The sequence below is a fragment of the Cobetia sp. PDI-12MA genome (assembly GCF_059507695.1).
The window spans coordinates 920,599-935,536 of record NZ_CM183351.1 but is presented as its reverse complement, the minus strand read 5'-3'; the positions used below and the strand labels follow the sequence as shown (position 1 = coordinate 935,536).

Sequence of the window (14,938 nt, the reverse complement as noted above, 5' to 3'; positions counted from 1 at the left end):
TGCGGCATTCGTGCGTTTCGACGAACCTCAGCGTCGTCTTAGGCTGTCCTGCAGGTTGGCCAGACTGACACGCGCCTGATCCATCAACAGCTGGCGCTCTTCACGGTCATGATGCGCGGCATGCGCCGCGGCGAGTTGCAGGTTCACGTATTCGATCCCGCTGGTGACGCGATAGAACTCGCGACGCGAGGCCACCTGGCGAAAAGCATCGAGCAGCGAGGGATCAAGCGCCAACCACTCACCACGCGCAACGTCTGGCTCCGCCTCCACCAATGCCGATAGCAGTGGTTGCACGGCCTGATTCCATTCCTCTCTGCGCGGCCGCCAGCGACCGAGCCAGAAGCCGATGAAACCGCCGATGCCAAGGCCGCCCAGCCCCCATAACCATTCCCACTGCATGCTGGTGCCTCACTGCGTCAGATCGAATCCCGAGGGTCATTGCCTCATCCTGGCGCAGTATACCCAACAATGAGCGCTCTCATGCTCAACGACCGACTTATTTAATAAAATCCTAATAAAAAAGACATCTACGCTCATTGCGCACGGGCGCCCAGCACGATGATGGCGCTGCCCGCCAGGCAGACCAGTGTTCCCAGCAGGTCCCAGCGACTGGGCAATTGCTGCTCGACCAGCCACAACCACGCCACGGACGCGGCGATATAGACACCGCCATAGACGGCAAAGGCGCGCCCGGCGTGACTGACGTCGACCAGTGAAAGCAGCCAGGCGAACAGCGCCAGGCTGAGCATGCCGGGAATCAGCCAGGCGGGGCTGCGTTCCAGTTTCCACCAGGCCCAGAAACTGAAGCAGCCAGCGATCTCGGCGAGCGCCGCCAGCGGATATATCCAGAGAATCGACATCGATGAGTCTCGTGTGAGAGTGGCAGCCTTGGGTGACAGCGCCATGAAAGTTGTCGGCATCAGACGACTCCCGCACCCCGTCAAAAGCCGCTAGGATTAATTAGCGGACAATCCATGGACAATCACGGCCGATGGATTTCCTGTCCGTCTCTCCATATTGACCAAGCCAGGATTGGCGCCGTCTTGCTGCGCATGATATCGCGCAGTGACTCGATAACAAGGAACCCCACGATGACTCGGCAACGACTGATCATCAACCGCCTGGACGCTGACCGCCTCCAGCGCCTGATCGACGCTCAGCAACACGATGATGAGCTGTCCCTTCGCCTCGAAAGCCGCCTGATCCAGGCAGAGATCGTGCCCCCCGATGACTTCCCCGAAGACCGCGTCAGCATGCGTAGCCGCCTGCGTCTCAAGGGGTCACGCTCCGGCGATAGCGAGCTGACACTGCACTATCCGACCCCGGAGGATGGTGAGTGCATGCCCCTGCGCAGCCACCTGCCACAACCTGAAGAGCAAGAGACCTCACTGGCACTGTGCATCATGTCGCCGCTGGGCATCGCGCTGCTGGGAATGGCGGTTGGCGAGCAGATCACGCTACCCCGGGAAGATGGCCAGAGTGACGTCATCCGCCTGGAAGCCATCCTGCATCAGCCGGAAGCCTGCGGTCAGTTTCACCTCTGAAGGGCCAGGGCCACTTGTTTCACGCCTGAAAAACGCCGGACTCGATAGTCAGCTCCGTGTTGACACAGGCTGGCAGCTTGGCAATACGCTACGCTGACAGGAGTCAGCAGGGTTGCCGGACCCTGCTGGCTCACGCCATTGCTCCTTGACATAACACGCCATCGTTCCCGCTGCGCACTTGCGCATGCGGGCATTTTCAATGTCTGTCTGGAGAATGCCTCATGAGTATATTATCGCACCCTCATGTCAAGACAGCCGCTCACCGGCGTCTGCATGAAGCACTCGAGCACTACGCGGCCAGCCATCAGCATCGTGAAAACATCCGTATGCACCTTGTCTGCGTGCCTGTCATCTTCACTGCCAGCTTGATTCTGCTGTGGAGACTGCTCGGGGGGCAGGGGCTATCGAGCGAACCGGGGCTGGGTCTATGGATACTGCCCGGTGGCGTGGTCACTCTGGCGGTCCTGGCCGTCTATGCGCGCTTCTCTCTCAGGGTGCTTGGCGTGATGGTCGCCTGGACTCTGGCAAGCCTGGCGCTGATGTTCGTGATGCTCGGGCTCAACTGGCCGGTGACACCCATGATGCTGGCAGCCTTCGTGGTCGCCTGGATCGGTCAGGTCGTCGGCCATCGTATCGAGGGCCGCAAACCGGCCTTCCTCGATGACCTGCGTCAGCTGCTGATCGGCCCGCTGTTCGTGCTGGTCGAGCTGTTCCCCGCCATGCGTGACTGGCTGCTGAAGCAGGATGAGCCCACCGAGCGGTCATGAGCGGCCAGTGGGCATGCAAGCTTGCCGACACGGCCCGATGGACAGGGATTCCGAGAATACAAAAAGCCCAGCGACCTGACACGGTCGCTGGGCTTTTCATATGACGCTACTGACGGTCACGGTGACTTGTGGCTTGCGTCATTGCTCCGGCGCGAAATCCTCGAGGCTGAAGGACATCAATGGCGCGGCGCCAGCATTGATCTGGGCTTCCAGGGCGACGGCGCGCGGGAGCACGCGGGCCACGAAGTACTCCCCGAGCGCCAGCTTGCGGCGATAGAAGCCCTCACCACTGGCCCCCGCTTGCGCCAGTCCACGCGCCGCAGCACGCGCCATGCGTAACCACAGGTAGCTGTAGACACACAGCCCCGCCAGATTGAGGAAGTCACAGGCCGCCGCGCCCAGCTCTTCCGGATTGTCATCGGCGCGGGCCAGCAACTGCTCGGATACTCGCTCCAGACGCGCAAGCTCCGTCTCGCAGGCCTCGGCGAACGGGCGGGTCCGGGCATCGTCGGCCTGCTGATCAAGCTCGGCTCGCACCAGGGCGGCAAAGCTCGCCACATGACCGCCACGATTGCGGTAGAGCTTGCGCCCGACCAGATCCATCGCCTGAATGCCGTTGGTGCCTTCGTAGATCATCGCGATGCGTGCATCGCGCACGTACTGCTCGGCGCCCCACTCCACGCAGTAGCCATTGCCACCATAGAGCTGCTGCGCCATGACGGTGGCATCGAAGCCACGGTCGGTCAGCAGCGCCTTGGCGATCGGCGTCATGAATTGCACCAGCGCATCCGCGTCGGCCTTCACCGCGCCATCGGCGTGATATTTGACGCGGTCCAGCTGCTGGCCCACGAAGACGGCAAAGGCGCGCCCGGTCTCGTTCCAGACGCGCACCTCAAGCGCCATGCGGCGCACGTCAGGATGCACCAGAATCGGGTCGGCCGGCTTGTCGGGCGCCTTGGCGCCTGTCGGTGCCCGGCTCTGCAAGCGCTCGGCGGCGAAGTCCATCGCGCTCTGATAGGCTACCTCGCCCAGCCCCAGCCCCTGCAGACCGATGGAGAGGCGCTCGTAGTTCATCATGGTGAACATCGCCGCCAGCCCCTGATGCGGCTCGCCGATCAGTACGCCTTCGGCGCCGTCGAAGTTCATCACGCAGGTCGCGCTGCCCTTGATGCCCATCTTGTGCTCGATGGAACCACAGCTGAGCGCATTCGGTGTCGCCGGCTGGCCGTCGGCATCAAGCAGGTGCTTGGAGACCAGAAACAACGAGATGCCACGCGTGCCCGGCGGCGCATCCGGCAACTTGGCCAGCACCAGATGCACGATGTTGTCGACCATGTCGTGCTCGCCGCCGGTGATCCAGATCTTGGTGCCGGTGAGACGATAGCGCGGCAGCCCCAGCAGCGGGTCATCGCCCTCGAGAGGTTCGGCACGGGTGCGAATCAGGCCGAGATCCGTGCCGCAATGCGGCTCGGTCAGACACATGGTGCCCAGCCAGTCGCCGGCATACATGCGCGGCAGAAACACCTGCTTGACGGTCTCCGGGGCGTGACTGTCCACCGCCAGACAGGCACCGGCATTGAGCGCCGGATAGAGCGCGAAACTGGTATTGGTGGCGTAGAGCATCTCTTCAAAGGCCACGGTGAGCATCTTGGGCATGCCCTGACCACCGTATTCAGGATTGCCGCCCAGCCCCATCCAGCCGCCTTCGGCGAGCACCCGATAGGCCTCCTTGAAGCCCTTGGGTGTCGTGACGTGGCCGTTCTCGAAGCGCGCGCCCTCGGCATCACCGCTCAGGTTGAGCGGCAGCAGCTCGGCCTGGGTCACGCGCGCACCTTCCTCGAGAATCGCCTCGGCCAGCTCGACATTCACCTCTTCGGTGGCTGCCATGCTCGCCCATTCCCGCTCGGCGGCGAACACCTCATCGAGAATGAAGCGTGCATCCTTGAGTGGCGCCTGATACTTGGCCATATCACTGTCCTCACTGACTCATGTGCTTAGGGCTTTCGCGAAAGACTTGCCTCTCACCCCGTGATGAACGACGGGCTTCGCTCAGCAGAATTCAAACGATTGCTTGAAACAATAGGCGCAATCAGATGCCACGTCATCTCGACCTTGGCCCAAGAGCCGCCCGGCCATGCGCCAGCACGATGATCAGACCCGCGATCACCAGCCCAACAACGCAAGACGCCGCCCCGGGGTTACCGAGGCGGCGTCTGGTCACTGCTCATGTCGCTGCTTTCAGCGCTTTCGCTACGGTCGCTCTAGATCGATACCACATTGGCCAGCGGCGTCGGGTGCTTGCCATCTTCCCATCCCAGGCTGCTGTTGGCATTCGGCGAGAACCACTTGAGCGAATCGTGCAGCTTGACCACATCCCCGACGATGATCAGCGTCGGCGGCTTGAGGCCCTGACCGGCGATCTGCGCCGGCATGTCGGCCAGCGTTGCCACATGCACACGCTGACGCGCGGTAGTGCCCTGCTCGACCAGCGCGATCGGCGTGGACGCCGCCAGACCATTGGCGATCAACTGCTCGCAGATCAGACCCAGGCTGCCGAGCCCCATGTAGAAGACCAGCGTCTGGGCCGGACGCGACAGCGCCTCCCAATCCAGGTCACAGCTGCCATCCTTCAAGTGGCCGGTGACGAAGCGCACCGACTGGGCGTGGTCGCGATGGGTCAGCGGGATACCCGCGTAAGCCGCGCAACCGGAAGCCGCCGTGATACCCGGTACCACCTCGAAGCTGATGCCGGCGCCGGCCAGGGTCTCGAGCTCTTCCCCGCCGCGTCCGAAGATGAAGGCGTCACCGCCCTTCAAGCGCACCACGCGATGCCCGGCGCGGGCGTAATCCACCAGCGCCTGATTGATGCCTTCCTGGGGCACGCTGTGATCGCTGCGCGCCTTACCGACGTACAGGCGACGCGCCTGTGGCTTGGCCAGCGCCAGAATCTCATGACTGACCAGGCGATCGTGAATGATGACATCGGCCTGCTGCAGATGGCGCAGCGCCTTGAGCGTCAGCAGCTCTGGATCGCCCGGCCCCGCGCTGACCAACGCCACCTGGCCATGCGTGCCCGTGAAGCGGTCCTCCTCCTTCACGGGCAACACCGCCTCGCCTGCCACCAGGCGCGGCGGCAGGCGAACGCTGGAGTCCCGGGGGTGGCTAGGCGCGAACACCATCACGTGCTGCTCGCGCGCATGACGCAGGATGCCGCGATCGCGCCCTTCGCTGCCGGTGGCGACCAGCCATAGCTGGCCGGGGGCCGGCACGGGCAACAGGGTATCGGCAACCTCCCAACCTTCACGACCACACAGGGTCTCCAGCATCGGCATGCGGGCATCGCCGTAGACACACAGATCTGCACCGAGGCCGGCGAAACGCTCAGCCAGCGCGACAGCCTCCTGGCCGCCACCGATCAGGCACAACTGGAGTCGTGAGGGGTCACAGGAGAGATTGAGAAATTCCATGGGGCACATCCACAAACGCGGCGAGGCTGGGGAGCAGCCTTCGATAAGTCGCATTTTAGAGCATAAGAACCACTCTCTAAAATAACCAATAAGAATAACAACCCTGATGCTACGTTGTAGTCACGCAGAGGGGCAATGAGTGGTGTGATCGGGCAAGGACGCTATCTCCGCGATAAACGAAGGCCCCCGCTTTCATGGGAAAGCGGGGGCCTTGTCGCGAGAATCCACCACGGCGATTCACGCACCTCAGACGTTGATGGTTTCCACTCCACCCATGTAGCCACGCAGCGCCTGCGGCACGCTGATGGAGCCATCGGCGTTCTGATGGTTCTCCAGCACGGCCACCAGGCAACGGCCCACGGCCAGGCCGGACCCATTCAGGGTATGCACCAGCTGCGGCTTCTTCTGCCCTTCGACACGCACACGCGCCTGCATGCGGCGCGCCTGGAAGTCACGGCAGTTGGAGATGGAGGAGATCTCGCGGTAGGTCGCCTGGCTCGGCAGCCAGACTTCCAGGTCGTAGGTCTTGGCGGCGGCAAAGCCCATGTCGCCGGTGCACAGGGTCACGGCACGGTACGGCAGTTCCAGCGCCTGCAAGATAGCTTCGGCGTGGCCACGCATCTCTTCGAGAGCTTCGTCGCTCTTCTCCGCCGCGACGACCTGTACCATCTCGACCTTGTCGAACTGGTGCTGGCGAATCATGCCGCGGGTATCACGGCCATAGGCACCGGCTTCACTGCGGAAGCACGGGGTATGGGCGGTGAACTTGAGCGGCAGACTGCCGGCGTCGATGATCTCGTCACGCACCATGTTGGTCAGCGGCACTTCGGCGGTCGGGATCAGGAAGAAATCACGATCGTCGTTGAGCTTGAACAGGTCTTCCTCGAACTTGGGCAGCTGGCTGGTGCCCATCAGGGAGTCGCGGTTGACGATATAGGGTACGTAATATTCTTCGTAGCCATGCTCCAGCGTCTGCTTGTCGAGCATGAACTGCACCAGCGCACGGTGCAGGCGCGCGATGGAGCCATGCATCACGGCGAAGCGTGAACCGGTGATCTTGACCGCCAGCTCGAAGTCCAGCTGGCCCTTGAGCTCACCGAGGTCGACGTGATCGCGCACGTCGAAGTCGAATTCACGCGGCGTGCCCCAGCGGTGCAGCTCGACGTTGTCGCTTTCATCAGCGCCTTCCGGCACTTCGGCGTCCGGCAGGTTCGGCAGGCTGGCCGCCATGGCGTCGGCCTTGGCCTGCAGCTCATTGAGCTCGGACTTGGCGGCGTCGAGACGCTCGCCCAGATCACTGACTTCTGCCAGCAGCGGCGCGATGTCTTCGCCGCGTGCCTTGGCATTACCGATGGACTTGGAGCGGGTGTTGCGCTCGTTCTGCAGGGATTCCGTCTCGACCTGCAGGTCACGGCGGCGCGCTTCCAGCGCGGCAAAGGCTTCGGTATCCAGCTGATAGCCACGACGTGCGAGGCGCTCGGCAGTCGCTTCAAGATCAGCGCGCAGAAGTTTCGGGTCCAGCATGTGGGAAGGCTCTCTCGTCGGATCACTCAGGCCGCATCGCGGCGCGGAAAGGTTATGCGCAATAGTCTACCTCAGCCAGGCCCTGCTTCGCAGCCGCCCAGGCGACAGGATTGGCGCGCGCAGCGACGGGAATCACAGCAGGACGCGTGCGATCTTCATGCCCAGCGCGACCATGCCCAGACACGCCACCACACTGACGGCGACATAGACCAGCCCCGCCAGCATGCGTCCACTCATCATCAGATTGAGCGCCTCGAGGGCAAAGGTGGAGAAGGTGGTGAAGGCACCGGTGAAGCCGGCCACCATGATCGCCTGCCAGACGGGGGCCAGCTTGAGTTCCTGGGTCACCCAGATGAACAGGAAACCCATCAGGCAGCTGCCGATCAGATTGACACCAAGGGTCCCCCACGGGAAACCACGCCCGGCGGCGCCGACGATCCAGCCACTGACAAGATACCGGCCCAGCGCCCCGATGGCACCGCCCGCTGCTACTGCCAACCAGGTTCCCATGTTTCGCATCTGCCTCATGTCATGAGCCGCCAACGGCTCATCTAGCTGTCCATATAAAAGATCATGCCTCAGGCACACCGCCATATCCGAGGCATGTCATGAACTGCCAGTGTAAGAAAATCACGGCATGCGGGGAACTCGGGACATGGGAAAGGCGAGTTCAACAAAACATGACTCGCTGCCCGAGATGATCGACAGCGCTGGAATCAGTTCAATTCGCTTCTCAGCCCCTCCAGCACCTGCTGCCATTGACGATGAGCACCTTCCTTGCCCCCTAGTTGCTCAAGTCCGCGTGCCGTCCAGGTGCCAGGTGTGCCGATGCGCGAGGCAAGCTCACCCGGCGGGGTATCGGGGTGGGCTTCCATCAGCGCAAGGGCATCACGCATCTGGGTCATCAACAACTGGCGGGCCTGAGGCCCGGTGATGCCCGGGACAGTCTGGAACCAATCAAGCAACGCCTGCTGTTGGGCCAGCTGCCAGGCATTCATGCAGACTGCCAGCATGCTAGCCTCGAAGGCGGCCTCTTCATTGAAGGCAACCGCTTGCCGGACTGCCGGACCGAGCAGATCTCGCGTGAGTGAGTCTTCCGGGTACAACGTGAGAGCACTCTGCCCCTCGGACACTGCCAGCCCCGTCATCACCCGTACGACTCTGGCCGGTGCAAACCAACGCTGCAGGTCAGTTAGTGAAACTCCGGCCGCCATCACCATCAGGTGATGATCCTTGCTCAGAGCGCGATTTTCACGCAGTTCCATGGCCAGCGCTTCCAGTTGCTGCGGCCGCACGCCGACCAGCACGCACAGGCTGGCTTCGCACACCGCAACATTGCTTACGTGCCGGATGGCACCGAAGCGCCAGCCCAGTCGGTGACTGCGCACGTCATTGCGTGGCGAGAGATGAAATTCCAGTTCATGCCGCGAACGTCCTTCACGCTGACAACCGCGCGCCAACGCGACCAGCAATGACTCCGCCAACTCCCCCACCCCCAGCACTCCCAATCGCGTGGGCGGCTGGCGAGACTCGCGATGACAGGTGGAGGTCGAGGAATAGGTGGACGATGTCATGAGCTAACTCCTGATGACTCAGCGGAAGGGGGAAGACAGCTTCAAGGAAAGAAGCAGAGGGGATGTGGCGTGACAGTCTGCCTTGCGATGCCAACGGTACCACTGAAGCGGCGACTGACGCCTGACAATCGCCCGCAGCATGTGCACATCGCCCCCCTTGTTGATTGGATTCTGACGCACACACCTTGATTTTATGACTCCTCACAGCGTAGTCATTCCTCACTCCTTTCACCTGAATCCCCGTCTCGCGAGTGATGCAATGCCGCGCTGGGCTGGGGCCACACGCCCAGCTCAGGTAAGCTTAGGCCCATTGGCCCTGGATGCCTGCCTGACGCGACTCACTGCCCGAGCGAGATCATGACCGAACGCCTGCTGGATATGCCCGCCCCCGTCGATTCCCTCTATCTGGACTTCCTGGCCGCCCTGCGAGATGCAGGCTTTGCCGGTGACATCAGTCCGGACTACGCCAACCGCACCGTGTTGTCGACCGACAACTCGCTCTATCAGGTGCTGCCTCAGGCCGTGGTCTACCCGCGCCATGCCGAGGATGTCCAGCGCATCGCGCGCCTCTCCCACGAGCCACGCTTTTCGGGCGTCACCCTCGCGCCACGCGGCGGCGGTACCGGTACCAATGGCCAGTCACTCAATGACGGCGTGCTGGTGGATGTCTCGCGGCACATGAACCGCATTCTCGAGATCGATGTCGAGAACCGTCGCGTGCGCGTCGAGGCCGGCGTGGTGAAGGACCAGCTGAATGCCGCGCTCAAGCCGCATGGCCTGTTCTTCGCGCCGGAACTCTCGACCTCCAACCGCGCCACCATTGGCGGCATGATCAATACCGATGCCTCCGGCCAGGGCAGCTGCGAATACGGCAAGACGCGTGACCACGTGCTGGCGCTCGACAGCGTCCTGCTCGACGGGACACGACTGACGAGCCATGCCATCGACGGCGCCGAGCTCGAGACACTGTGCGCGCGTGAGGATCGCGTCGGTGAGGTCTACCGCACCGCACGTGCCATCGCCGACGAGCGCGCCGAGGAAATCGCCGACATCTTCCCGCCGCTCAACCGCTGCCTGACGGGCTACGACCTCGCCCACCTGCGCGAGGCCGATGGTCGCTTCAACCTCAACAGCCTGCTGTGCGGCGCCGAGGGCACGCTGGGCTTCGTGGTCGAGGCCGAGCTGAATGCGCTGCCCATCGCGCCCTGCTCGACGCTGATCAACCTGCGCTATGCAAGCTTCATGGACGCACTGCGCGACGCTAAGGCGCTGATGGCGGTCGAGGGCAATCGCCCGACTTCCATCGAGACGGTGGATGACACCGTGCTCAACCTCGCCATGCAGGACTTCGTGTGGGACAGCGTCGAGGAATTCTTCCCGGCCAGCGCCGAGGGCACACCGGCCATCGGCGGCATCAACCTGATCGAATTCAATGCCGACAGCGAAGAGGTACTGGATGCCAAGGTCCGCGCCTTCAGCGAGCACCTGGCCAGCGATACCAGCGTCGAGCGTCTCGGCTTCACCGAAGCCCGCGGTCGCGCGCAGATCGGTCGTGTCTATGGCATGCGCAAGCGCTCGGTGGGCCTGCTGGGCAATGTCGACGGCGAAGCCCGCCCGCTGCCCTTCGTCGAGGACACCGCCGTTCCGCCGGAGCATCTGGCCGATTACATCGCCGAATTCCGCGCCGCGCTGGATGCCCGTGGCCTGCGCTATGGCATGTTCGGGCATGTCGATGCCGGCGTGCTGCACGTGCGCCCGGCGCTGGACATGAAGGACCCCGCCCAGCAGGCGATGATCCGCGAGATCTCCGATGAGGTCGCCGCCCTCACCCACAAGTACGGTGGCCTGCTGTGGGGCGAGCACGGCAAGGGTGTGCGCTCAGAGTACTCGCCACGCTTCTTCGGCAGCCTCTACGGTGCGCTGCAGGATGTGAAGGCGGCCTTTGACCCGCACAATCAGCTCAACCCGGGCAAGATCGCCTCCCCGCGCCTGCCAGTGGCGCTGGTCGACGACGCTGGCAAGCGTGACGCTGGGGCCAGCGAAGGGAGCAGCGAAGAGAGCAGTGAGAGCGACAAGCGTGATCACGCTGACAGCGCCGTCGAGGCCTTCGACCCCCGCTTGATGCGTATCGATGACGTGACCATGCGCGGCGATCTCGACCGCCAGATCGATGAGCGCGTGTGGCAGGAATACGCCAGCGCCGTCTACTGCAACGGCAACGGCGCCTGCTATAACTACGACCCCAATGACGCCATGTGCCCGTCGTGGAAGGCGACCCGCCAGCGCATCCACTCACCCAAGGGACGAGCCAGCCTGATGCGTGAGTGGCTGCGCCTGGAAGGCAACGCCGGACGCGACGTGATCGCCGAGGCCCAGGCTGCGCGTACGCCAGGCTTCAAGGGCACCGGCATGTGGCTGGCACGTCTGCCGGCGCGCCTCAGCGCCTCGCTCAAGGCGCGGCGTACCGGCACCGCACAGGCTGAGGGTCAGTCTGACGCCAACTTCGATCAGCAGGTCTACGACGCGATGTCCGGCTGCCTGGCGTGCAAGTCCTGCGCGGGCCAGTGCCCGATCAAGGTCAACGTGCCCGATTTCCGCAGTCGCTTCCTTGAGGTCTATCACCATCGTTATCAGCGCCCACTGCGCGATTACCTGATCGGCAGCCTCGAATTCGTGCTGCCGTGGGCCGAGCGCGTCACACCGCTGTATAACGGCCTGCTGTCCAATCGCCTGGTCAGTCGTCTGCTGGAAGGCCCGATCGGTATGGTCGATGCGCCGCGCCTGTCACGCGCCAGCCTGCGCAGACAGCTCAAGAGCTGGGGTGTGTCCGAGGCGACACCTACCCAGCTGGGCCGTCTGACCGAATCTCAGAAGGCCAGAAGCGTGATCCTGGTGCAGGATGCCTTCACCAGCCACTTCGAGGCCCAGCTGGTGATCGACATCATCGAGCTGCTGTCGCGACTCGACATCCATGTCTTCGTCGCTCCCTTTGCCCCCAACGGCAAGCCGCTGCAGGTACAGGGCTTCACCGGCGCCTTCCAGCGTACCGCGCGTGCCCAGGCCGAGCGTCTCAAGGCGATAGCCGACTTCGGCGTGCCGCTGGTCGGCATCGACCCGGCGATGACCCTGACCTACCGTCAGGAGTACGTGAAGACCCTCGGCCCGGACGCCGTGCCCGACGTCCTGCTGCTGCAGGAATGGCTGATCAGCCTGCGCAAGCTGCTGCCGGTCGGCGTCACCAAGACGGTGCTGGGCAAGATGGACCCGGGCCTGAAGCTTCTGAGCCACTGTACCGAGAGCACCAATGCTCCGGGCTCGGCCAAGGCCTGGCAGCAGGTCTACTCAGCCTTCGGCCTCAAGCTCGAGACCATCGCCACCGGCTGCTGCGGCATGTCCGGCACCTACGGCCACGAAGCGCGCAATCTCGAGACCTCGCGTGCCATCTATGACCTGTCGTGGAAGTCCGTGGTCGAAGACGACGCCAATCAGGGCAAGCTGGTCGCCAGTGGCTATTCGTGCCGCAGTCAGAGCAAGCGTTTCTCGGGCAGCCAGTTGCCGCATCCGCTGCAGGCATTGCTGCCGCTGCTGCGTCGCGCCCAATGAGTGATGGCATCTGCCCGATGCCATAACGTGGGTACGATAGAGGAAGGAAATGAGGAGAGCGCGATAAGGCAACGCGACGTTGCATACCACGGAATCAATCGCTAGGCTGCGCCCTTTCGGCCTGCCACGCGGCACCTGAGTGGCGCCTGGCCCCTGCTTCAAGCCTGTGCAGACAAGCAGAAGCAAGGGCCACTGACAGACGGCTGAGACACAACGAAACGATGAGCGGTGACCGCAACAGTGGCACCGCTCATTTTCGCTGACTCCAAGGAAGACACTCGATGACCGAACCTGCTCTGGCCCTGACCCTGATCGGTCTGATGGCCCTCGGCTGCCAGTGGCTGGCCTGGCGCATGCGTCTGCCCGCCATCCTGCCGCTGTTGATCGTCGGCATCCTCGCTGGCCCCGTCACGGGCTGGCTGAAGCCGGATGAGCTGCTCGGCGACCTTCTGTTCCCGCTGGTCTCGCTGGCGGTGGCGGTCATCCTGTTCGAGGGCAGCCTGACGCTGGACTTCAAGGACCTGCGCGGCCATGGCCATATCGTCAGACGACTGGTCACCACCGGCGTGGTGATCACCGGCGTGATCGGCACCGTGGCCGCCCACTATCTGCTCGACATGCGCTGGGAGATGGCCGCCGTGCTCGGCGCCCTGCTGGTGGTGACAGGCCCGACGGTAGTGATGCCGCTGCTGCAGACGCTGCGCGCGCGCGGCAACCTGACCCAGATCCTGCGCTGGGAAGGCATCATGATCGACCCGGTCGGCGCGCTGCTGGCGGTACTGGTCTACGAGTACGTCGCGCTCGGCATGACCGGCAATGCGGCCTCGCACACCCTGTTGCTGTTCGCCCAGACAGTGGGCCTTGGGCTCGGCATGGGGGCACTGGGTGGCTGGTGCTGGGGGCTGGTGCTGCGTCATTTCTGGCTGCCGCAGAAGCTGCACAACTTCGGCACCCTGATGGTGATGCTGGGGCTGTTCGCCATCTCCAACACCCTGTTCCATGAATCCGGCCTACTGACCGTCACCGTGATGGGCGTGTGGCTGGCCAACATGCGCGGTGTACCGACCCAGCAGATCATCGAGTTCAAGGAAACCCTGACGGTTCTGCTGATCTCGGGACTGTTCCTGCTGCTGGCGGGGCGCCTGACCGTCGAGCAGCTGTCCCTGCTGTCGTGGCCGGCGTGGATCTTCCTGGCGGTGTTGATGTGGGTCGCACGCCCCCTGACGGTCTGGCTGTGTACCCTGGGCAGTGGGCTGACGCTACGCGAGAAGGCCCTGCTGGCCTGGCTCTCGCCGCGCGGCATCGTCGCGGCAGCGGTCGCTTCGCTCTTCGCCCTCAAGCTCGAATCCCAGGGCATCGAGGGCGCCGAGATGCTGGTACCGATGACCTTCCTGGTCATCATCGGCACGGTGGTGGTCCAGAGTCTGTTGTCGCGCCCCATCGTCAAGGTGCTGGGCGTCGGCGAGCCACCGCCCTCGGGGTTCCTGATCCTGGGCGCCAACTCGGTATCACGCCAGGTCGCCCGTGAACTGGTCGACGCCGGCTTCTCGGTGCGCCTGACCGATACCAACTGGGACGCGGTGCAGGAAGCGCGCATGGCGGGTCTGCCGGTCTACTACGGCAACCCGCTGTCTGAACATGCCGCCCAGCATCTCGAGCTGACCGGTATCGGCCACTTGATGCCGCTGTCGCCCTATCGCGAACTCAATAGCCTGGCCGCGCTGCACTTCGAGCACATCCTGGGCCACGGGCGTGTCTTCCGACTCGCCGAGGACAATGGCAAGAATGCCAAGCGCCAGCAGGACCAGGCGCTGGGGCATCTGCCGCTGCTGTTCGATGGCAAGATCACCTATGCCAAGCTGGCGAGCCTGCTGTCTCAGGGTGCACAGTTCCGACGCGCCCGCATCACCGAGAGCTTCAGCCTCGAGGATTACCGCAGGATTCATGAAGAGCGCCTGCTGCCGCTGTTCTGCATCAGCAGTCAGGGCCGCATCCGGATCGCCAACACGGCCGTGGCACTGGAGCCAAAGGCTGGCGAGACGCTGATCAGCCTGATCCATGCCGACTCGCCGGAGCTGAACAAGTCTTCCCAGCCCAGGACCGACAATACGGAGACTCCCCAGGCCGACAAGGACACGGCCGGCAAGTCATCACAGACTTCACGGACGCCGCCGGACTCGGGGTCTGGCCCTCTGCCGGCCAGTCGACTGCCGGGCGCCAGCACCTGACAGGGGGATAGACTCAGCATCACGTCGGAATATCACGACGGTACCAAGGGGAAAGCACGAGGCTCGCTCATGGCGGGCCTCGTGCGTGTTGACGCAGGCACGCCTCGCACGATTCACAAAAAATGCGTCAAACGTTAGTGGCAGACTCCGACAGAGGGCAAAAATACTGGTAGAGTACGCGCCAGTTTTGGCCATACGTCCTGTGGCCAGCGCTATTGCCTTGTCCTCAAC

11 protein-coding genes are annotated in these 14,938 nt (G+C 63.5%); 4 read left to right on the top strand and 7 right to left on the bottom strand.

Annotated elements, in window-relative coordinates; all coding sequences use genetic code 11:
* Window positions 1–27 precede the first annotated feature (27 nt).
* Window positions 28–399 carry a hypothetical protein gene (locus AC5WNI_RS04010; RefSeq protein WP_368448396.1) on the bottom strand — a complete coding sequence of 124 codons (372 nt, stop codon included), beginning with the start codon at window positions 397–399 and terminating at the stop codon, window positions 28–30.
* 134 nt (window positions 400–533) lie between these two features.
* The gene (locus AC5WNI_RS04005) at window positions 534–920 is read right to left on the bottom strand and encodes a YnfA family protein (RefSeq protein ID WP_348994686.1); all 387 of its coding nucleotides are present in this window, start codon (window positions 918–920) and stop codon (window positions 534–536) included.
* Window positions 921–1,091: 171 nt separating this feature from the next.
* On the opposite strand from AC5WNI_RS04005, the gene AC5WNI_RS04000 reads away from it, so the two are divergent.
* Both AC5WNI_RS04000 and AC5WNI_RS03995 read left to right on the top strand, forming a co-directional pair.
* The gene (locus AC5WNI_RS04000) at window positions 1,092–1,544 is read left to right on the top strand and encodes a GreA/GreB family elongation factor (protein WP_175088272.1); all 453 of its coding nucleotides are present in this window, start codon (window positions 1,092–1,094) and stop codon (window positions 1,542–1,544) included.
* 221 nt (window positions 1,545–1,765) lie between these two features.
* Window positions 1,766–2,311 carry an Mpo1 family 2-hydroxy fatty acid dioxygenase gene (locus tag AC5WNI_RS03995; RefSeq protein ID WP_175088273.1) on the top strand — a complete coding sequence of 182 codons (546 nt, stop codon included), beginning with the start codon at window positions 1,766–1,768 and terminating at the stop codon, window positions 2,309–2,311.
* A 138-nt stretch (window positions 2,312–2,449) separates the two neighbouring features.
* Here the strand turns inward: AC5WNI_RS03995 and AC5WNI_RS03990 are convergent, their stop codons facing one another.
* From AC5WNI_RS03990 to AC5WNI_RS03970, 5 genes are all read right to left on the bottom strand, one after another.
* Entirely contained in the window at window positions 2,450–4,279 is a 1,830-nt protein-coding gene (locus AC5WNI_RS03990) for an acyl-CoA dehydrogenase C-terminal domain-containing protein (protein WP_495928749.1), read from the bottom strand.
* Between the two features lie 293 nt (window positions 4,280–4,572).
* Window positions 4,573–5,778, bottom strand: a complete 1,206-nt coding sequence (gene cobA, locus AC5WNI_RS03985; RefSeq protein WP_495928747.1) for a uroporphyrinogen-III C-methyltransferase — start codon at window positions 5,776–5,778, stop codon at window positions 4,573–4,575.
* A 246-nt stretch (window positions 5,779–6,024) separates the two neighbouring features.
* A complete protein-coding gene (gene serS / locus AC5WNI_RS03980) occupies window positions 6,025–7,302 on the bottom strand; it encodes a serine--tRNA ligase (RefSeq protein WP_176676351.1) in 1,278 nt (425 codons plus the stop codon).
* Between the two features lie 132 nt (window positions 7,303–7,434).
* Window positions 7,435–7,821 carry a fluoride efflux transporter CrcB gene (gene crcB, locus AC5WNI_RS03975; RefSeq protein ID WP_285460136.1) on the bottom strand — a complete coding sequence of 129 codons (387 nt, stop codon included), beginning with the start codon at window positions 7,819–7,821 and terminating at the stop codon, window positions 7,435–7,437.
* A 197-nt stretch (window positions 7,822–8,018) separates the two neighbouring features.
* Window positions 8,019–8,876 (bottom strand): hypothetical protein, encoded by an 858-nt coding sequence (locus AC5WNI_RS03970; protein WP_175088277.1) that lies wholly within the window; start codon window positions 8,874–8,876, stop codon window positions 8,019–8,021.
* A 357-nt stretch (window positions 8,877–9,233) separates the two neighbouring features.
* Here AC5WNI_RS03970 and AC5WNI_RS03965 point away from each other — a divergent pair, with 357 nt between their 5' ends.
* Entirely contained in the window at window positions 9,234–12,479 is a 3,246-nt protein-coding gene (locus AC5WNI_RS03965; protein ID WP_495928744.1) for an FAD-binding and (Fe-S)-binding domain-containing protein, read from the top strand.
* A 281-nt stretch (window positions 12,480–12,760) separates the two neighbouring features.
* Window positions 12,761–14,707, top strand: a complete 1,947-nt coding sequence (locus tag AC5WNI_RS03960; protein WP_495928742.1) for a cation:proton antiporter — start codon at window positions 12,761–12,763, stop codon at window positions 14,705–14,707.
* Window positions 14,708–14,938 lie beyond the last annotated feature (231 nt).

Excerpts from the sequence above, each read along its gene's own strand:
- serS (WP_176676351.1), bottom strand. The coding sequence starts at position 7,302 with ATGCTGGACCCGAAACTTCTGCGCGCTGATCTTGAAGCGACTGCCGAG.
- AC5WNI_RS04005 (WP_348994686.1), bottom strand. The coding sequence starts at position 920 with ATGCCGACAACTTTCATGGCGCTGTCACCCAAGGCTGCCACTCTCACA.
- AC5WNI_RS03990 (WP_495928749.1), bottom strand. The coding sequence starts at position 4,279 with ATGGCCAAGTATCAGGCGCCACTCAAGGATGCACGCTTCATTCTCGAT.
- AC5WNI_RS03965 (WP_495928744.1), top strand. The coding sequence starts at position 9,234 with ATGACCGAACGCCTGCTGGATATGCCCGCCCCCGTCGATTCCCTCTAT.
- AC5WNI_RS03970 (WP_175088277.1), bottom strand. The coding sequence starts at position 8,876 with ATGACATCGTCCACCTATTCCTCGACCTCCACCTGTCATCGCGAGTCT.
- AC5WNI_RS04010 (WP_368448396.1), bottom strand. The coding sequence starts at position 399 with ATGCAGTGGGAATGGTTATGGGGGCTGGGCGGCCTTGGCATCGGCGGT.
- AC5WNI_RS03995 (WP_175088273.1), top strand. The coding sequence starts at position 1,766 with ATGAGTATATTATCGCACCCTCATGTCAAGACAGCCGCTCACCGGCGT.
- AC5WNI_RS03960 (WP_495928742.1), top strand. The coding sequence starts at position 12,761 with ATGACCGAACCTGCTCTGGCCCTGACCCTGATCGGTCTGATGGCCCTC.
- cobA (WP_495928747.1), bottom strand. The coding sequence starts at position 5,778 with ATGGAATTTCTCAATCTCTCCTGTGACCCCTCACGACTCCAGTTGTGC.
- crcB (WP_285460136.1), bottom strand. The coding sequence starts at position 7,821 with ATGCGAAACATGGGAACCTGGTTGGCAGTAGCAGCGGGCGGTGCCATC.
- AC5WNI_RS04000 (WP_175088272.1), top strand. The coding sequence starts at position 1,092 with ATGACTCGGCAACGACTGATCATCAACCGCCTGGACGCTGACCGCCTC.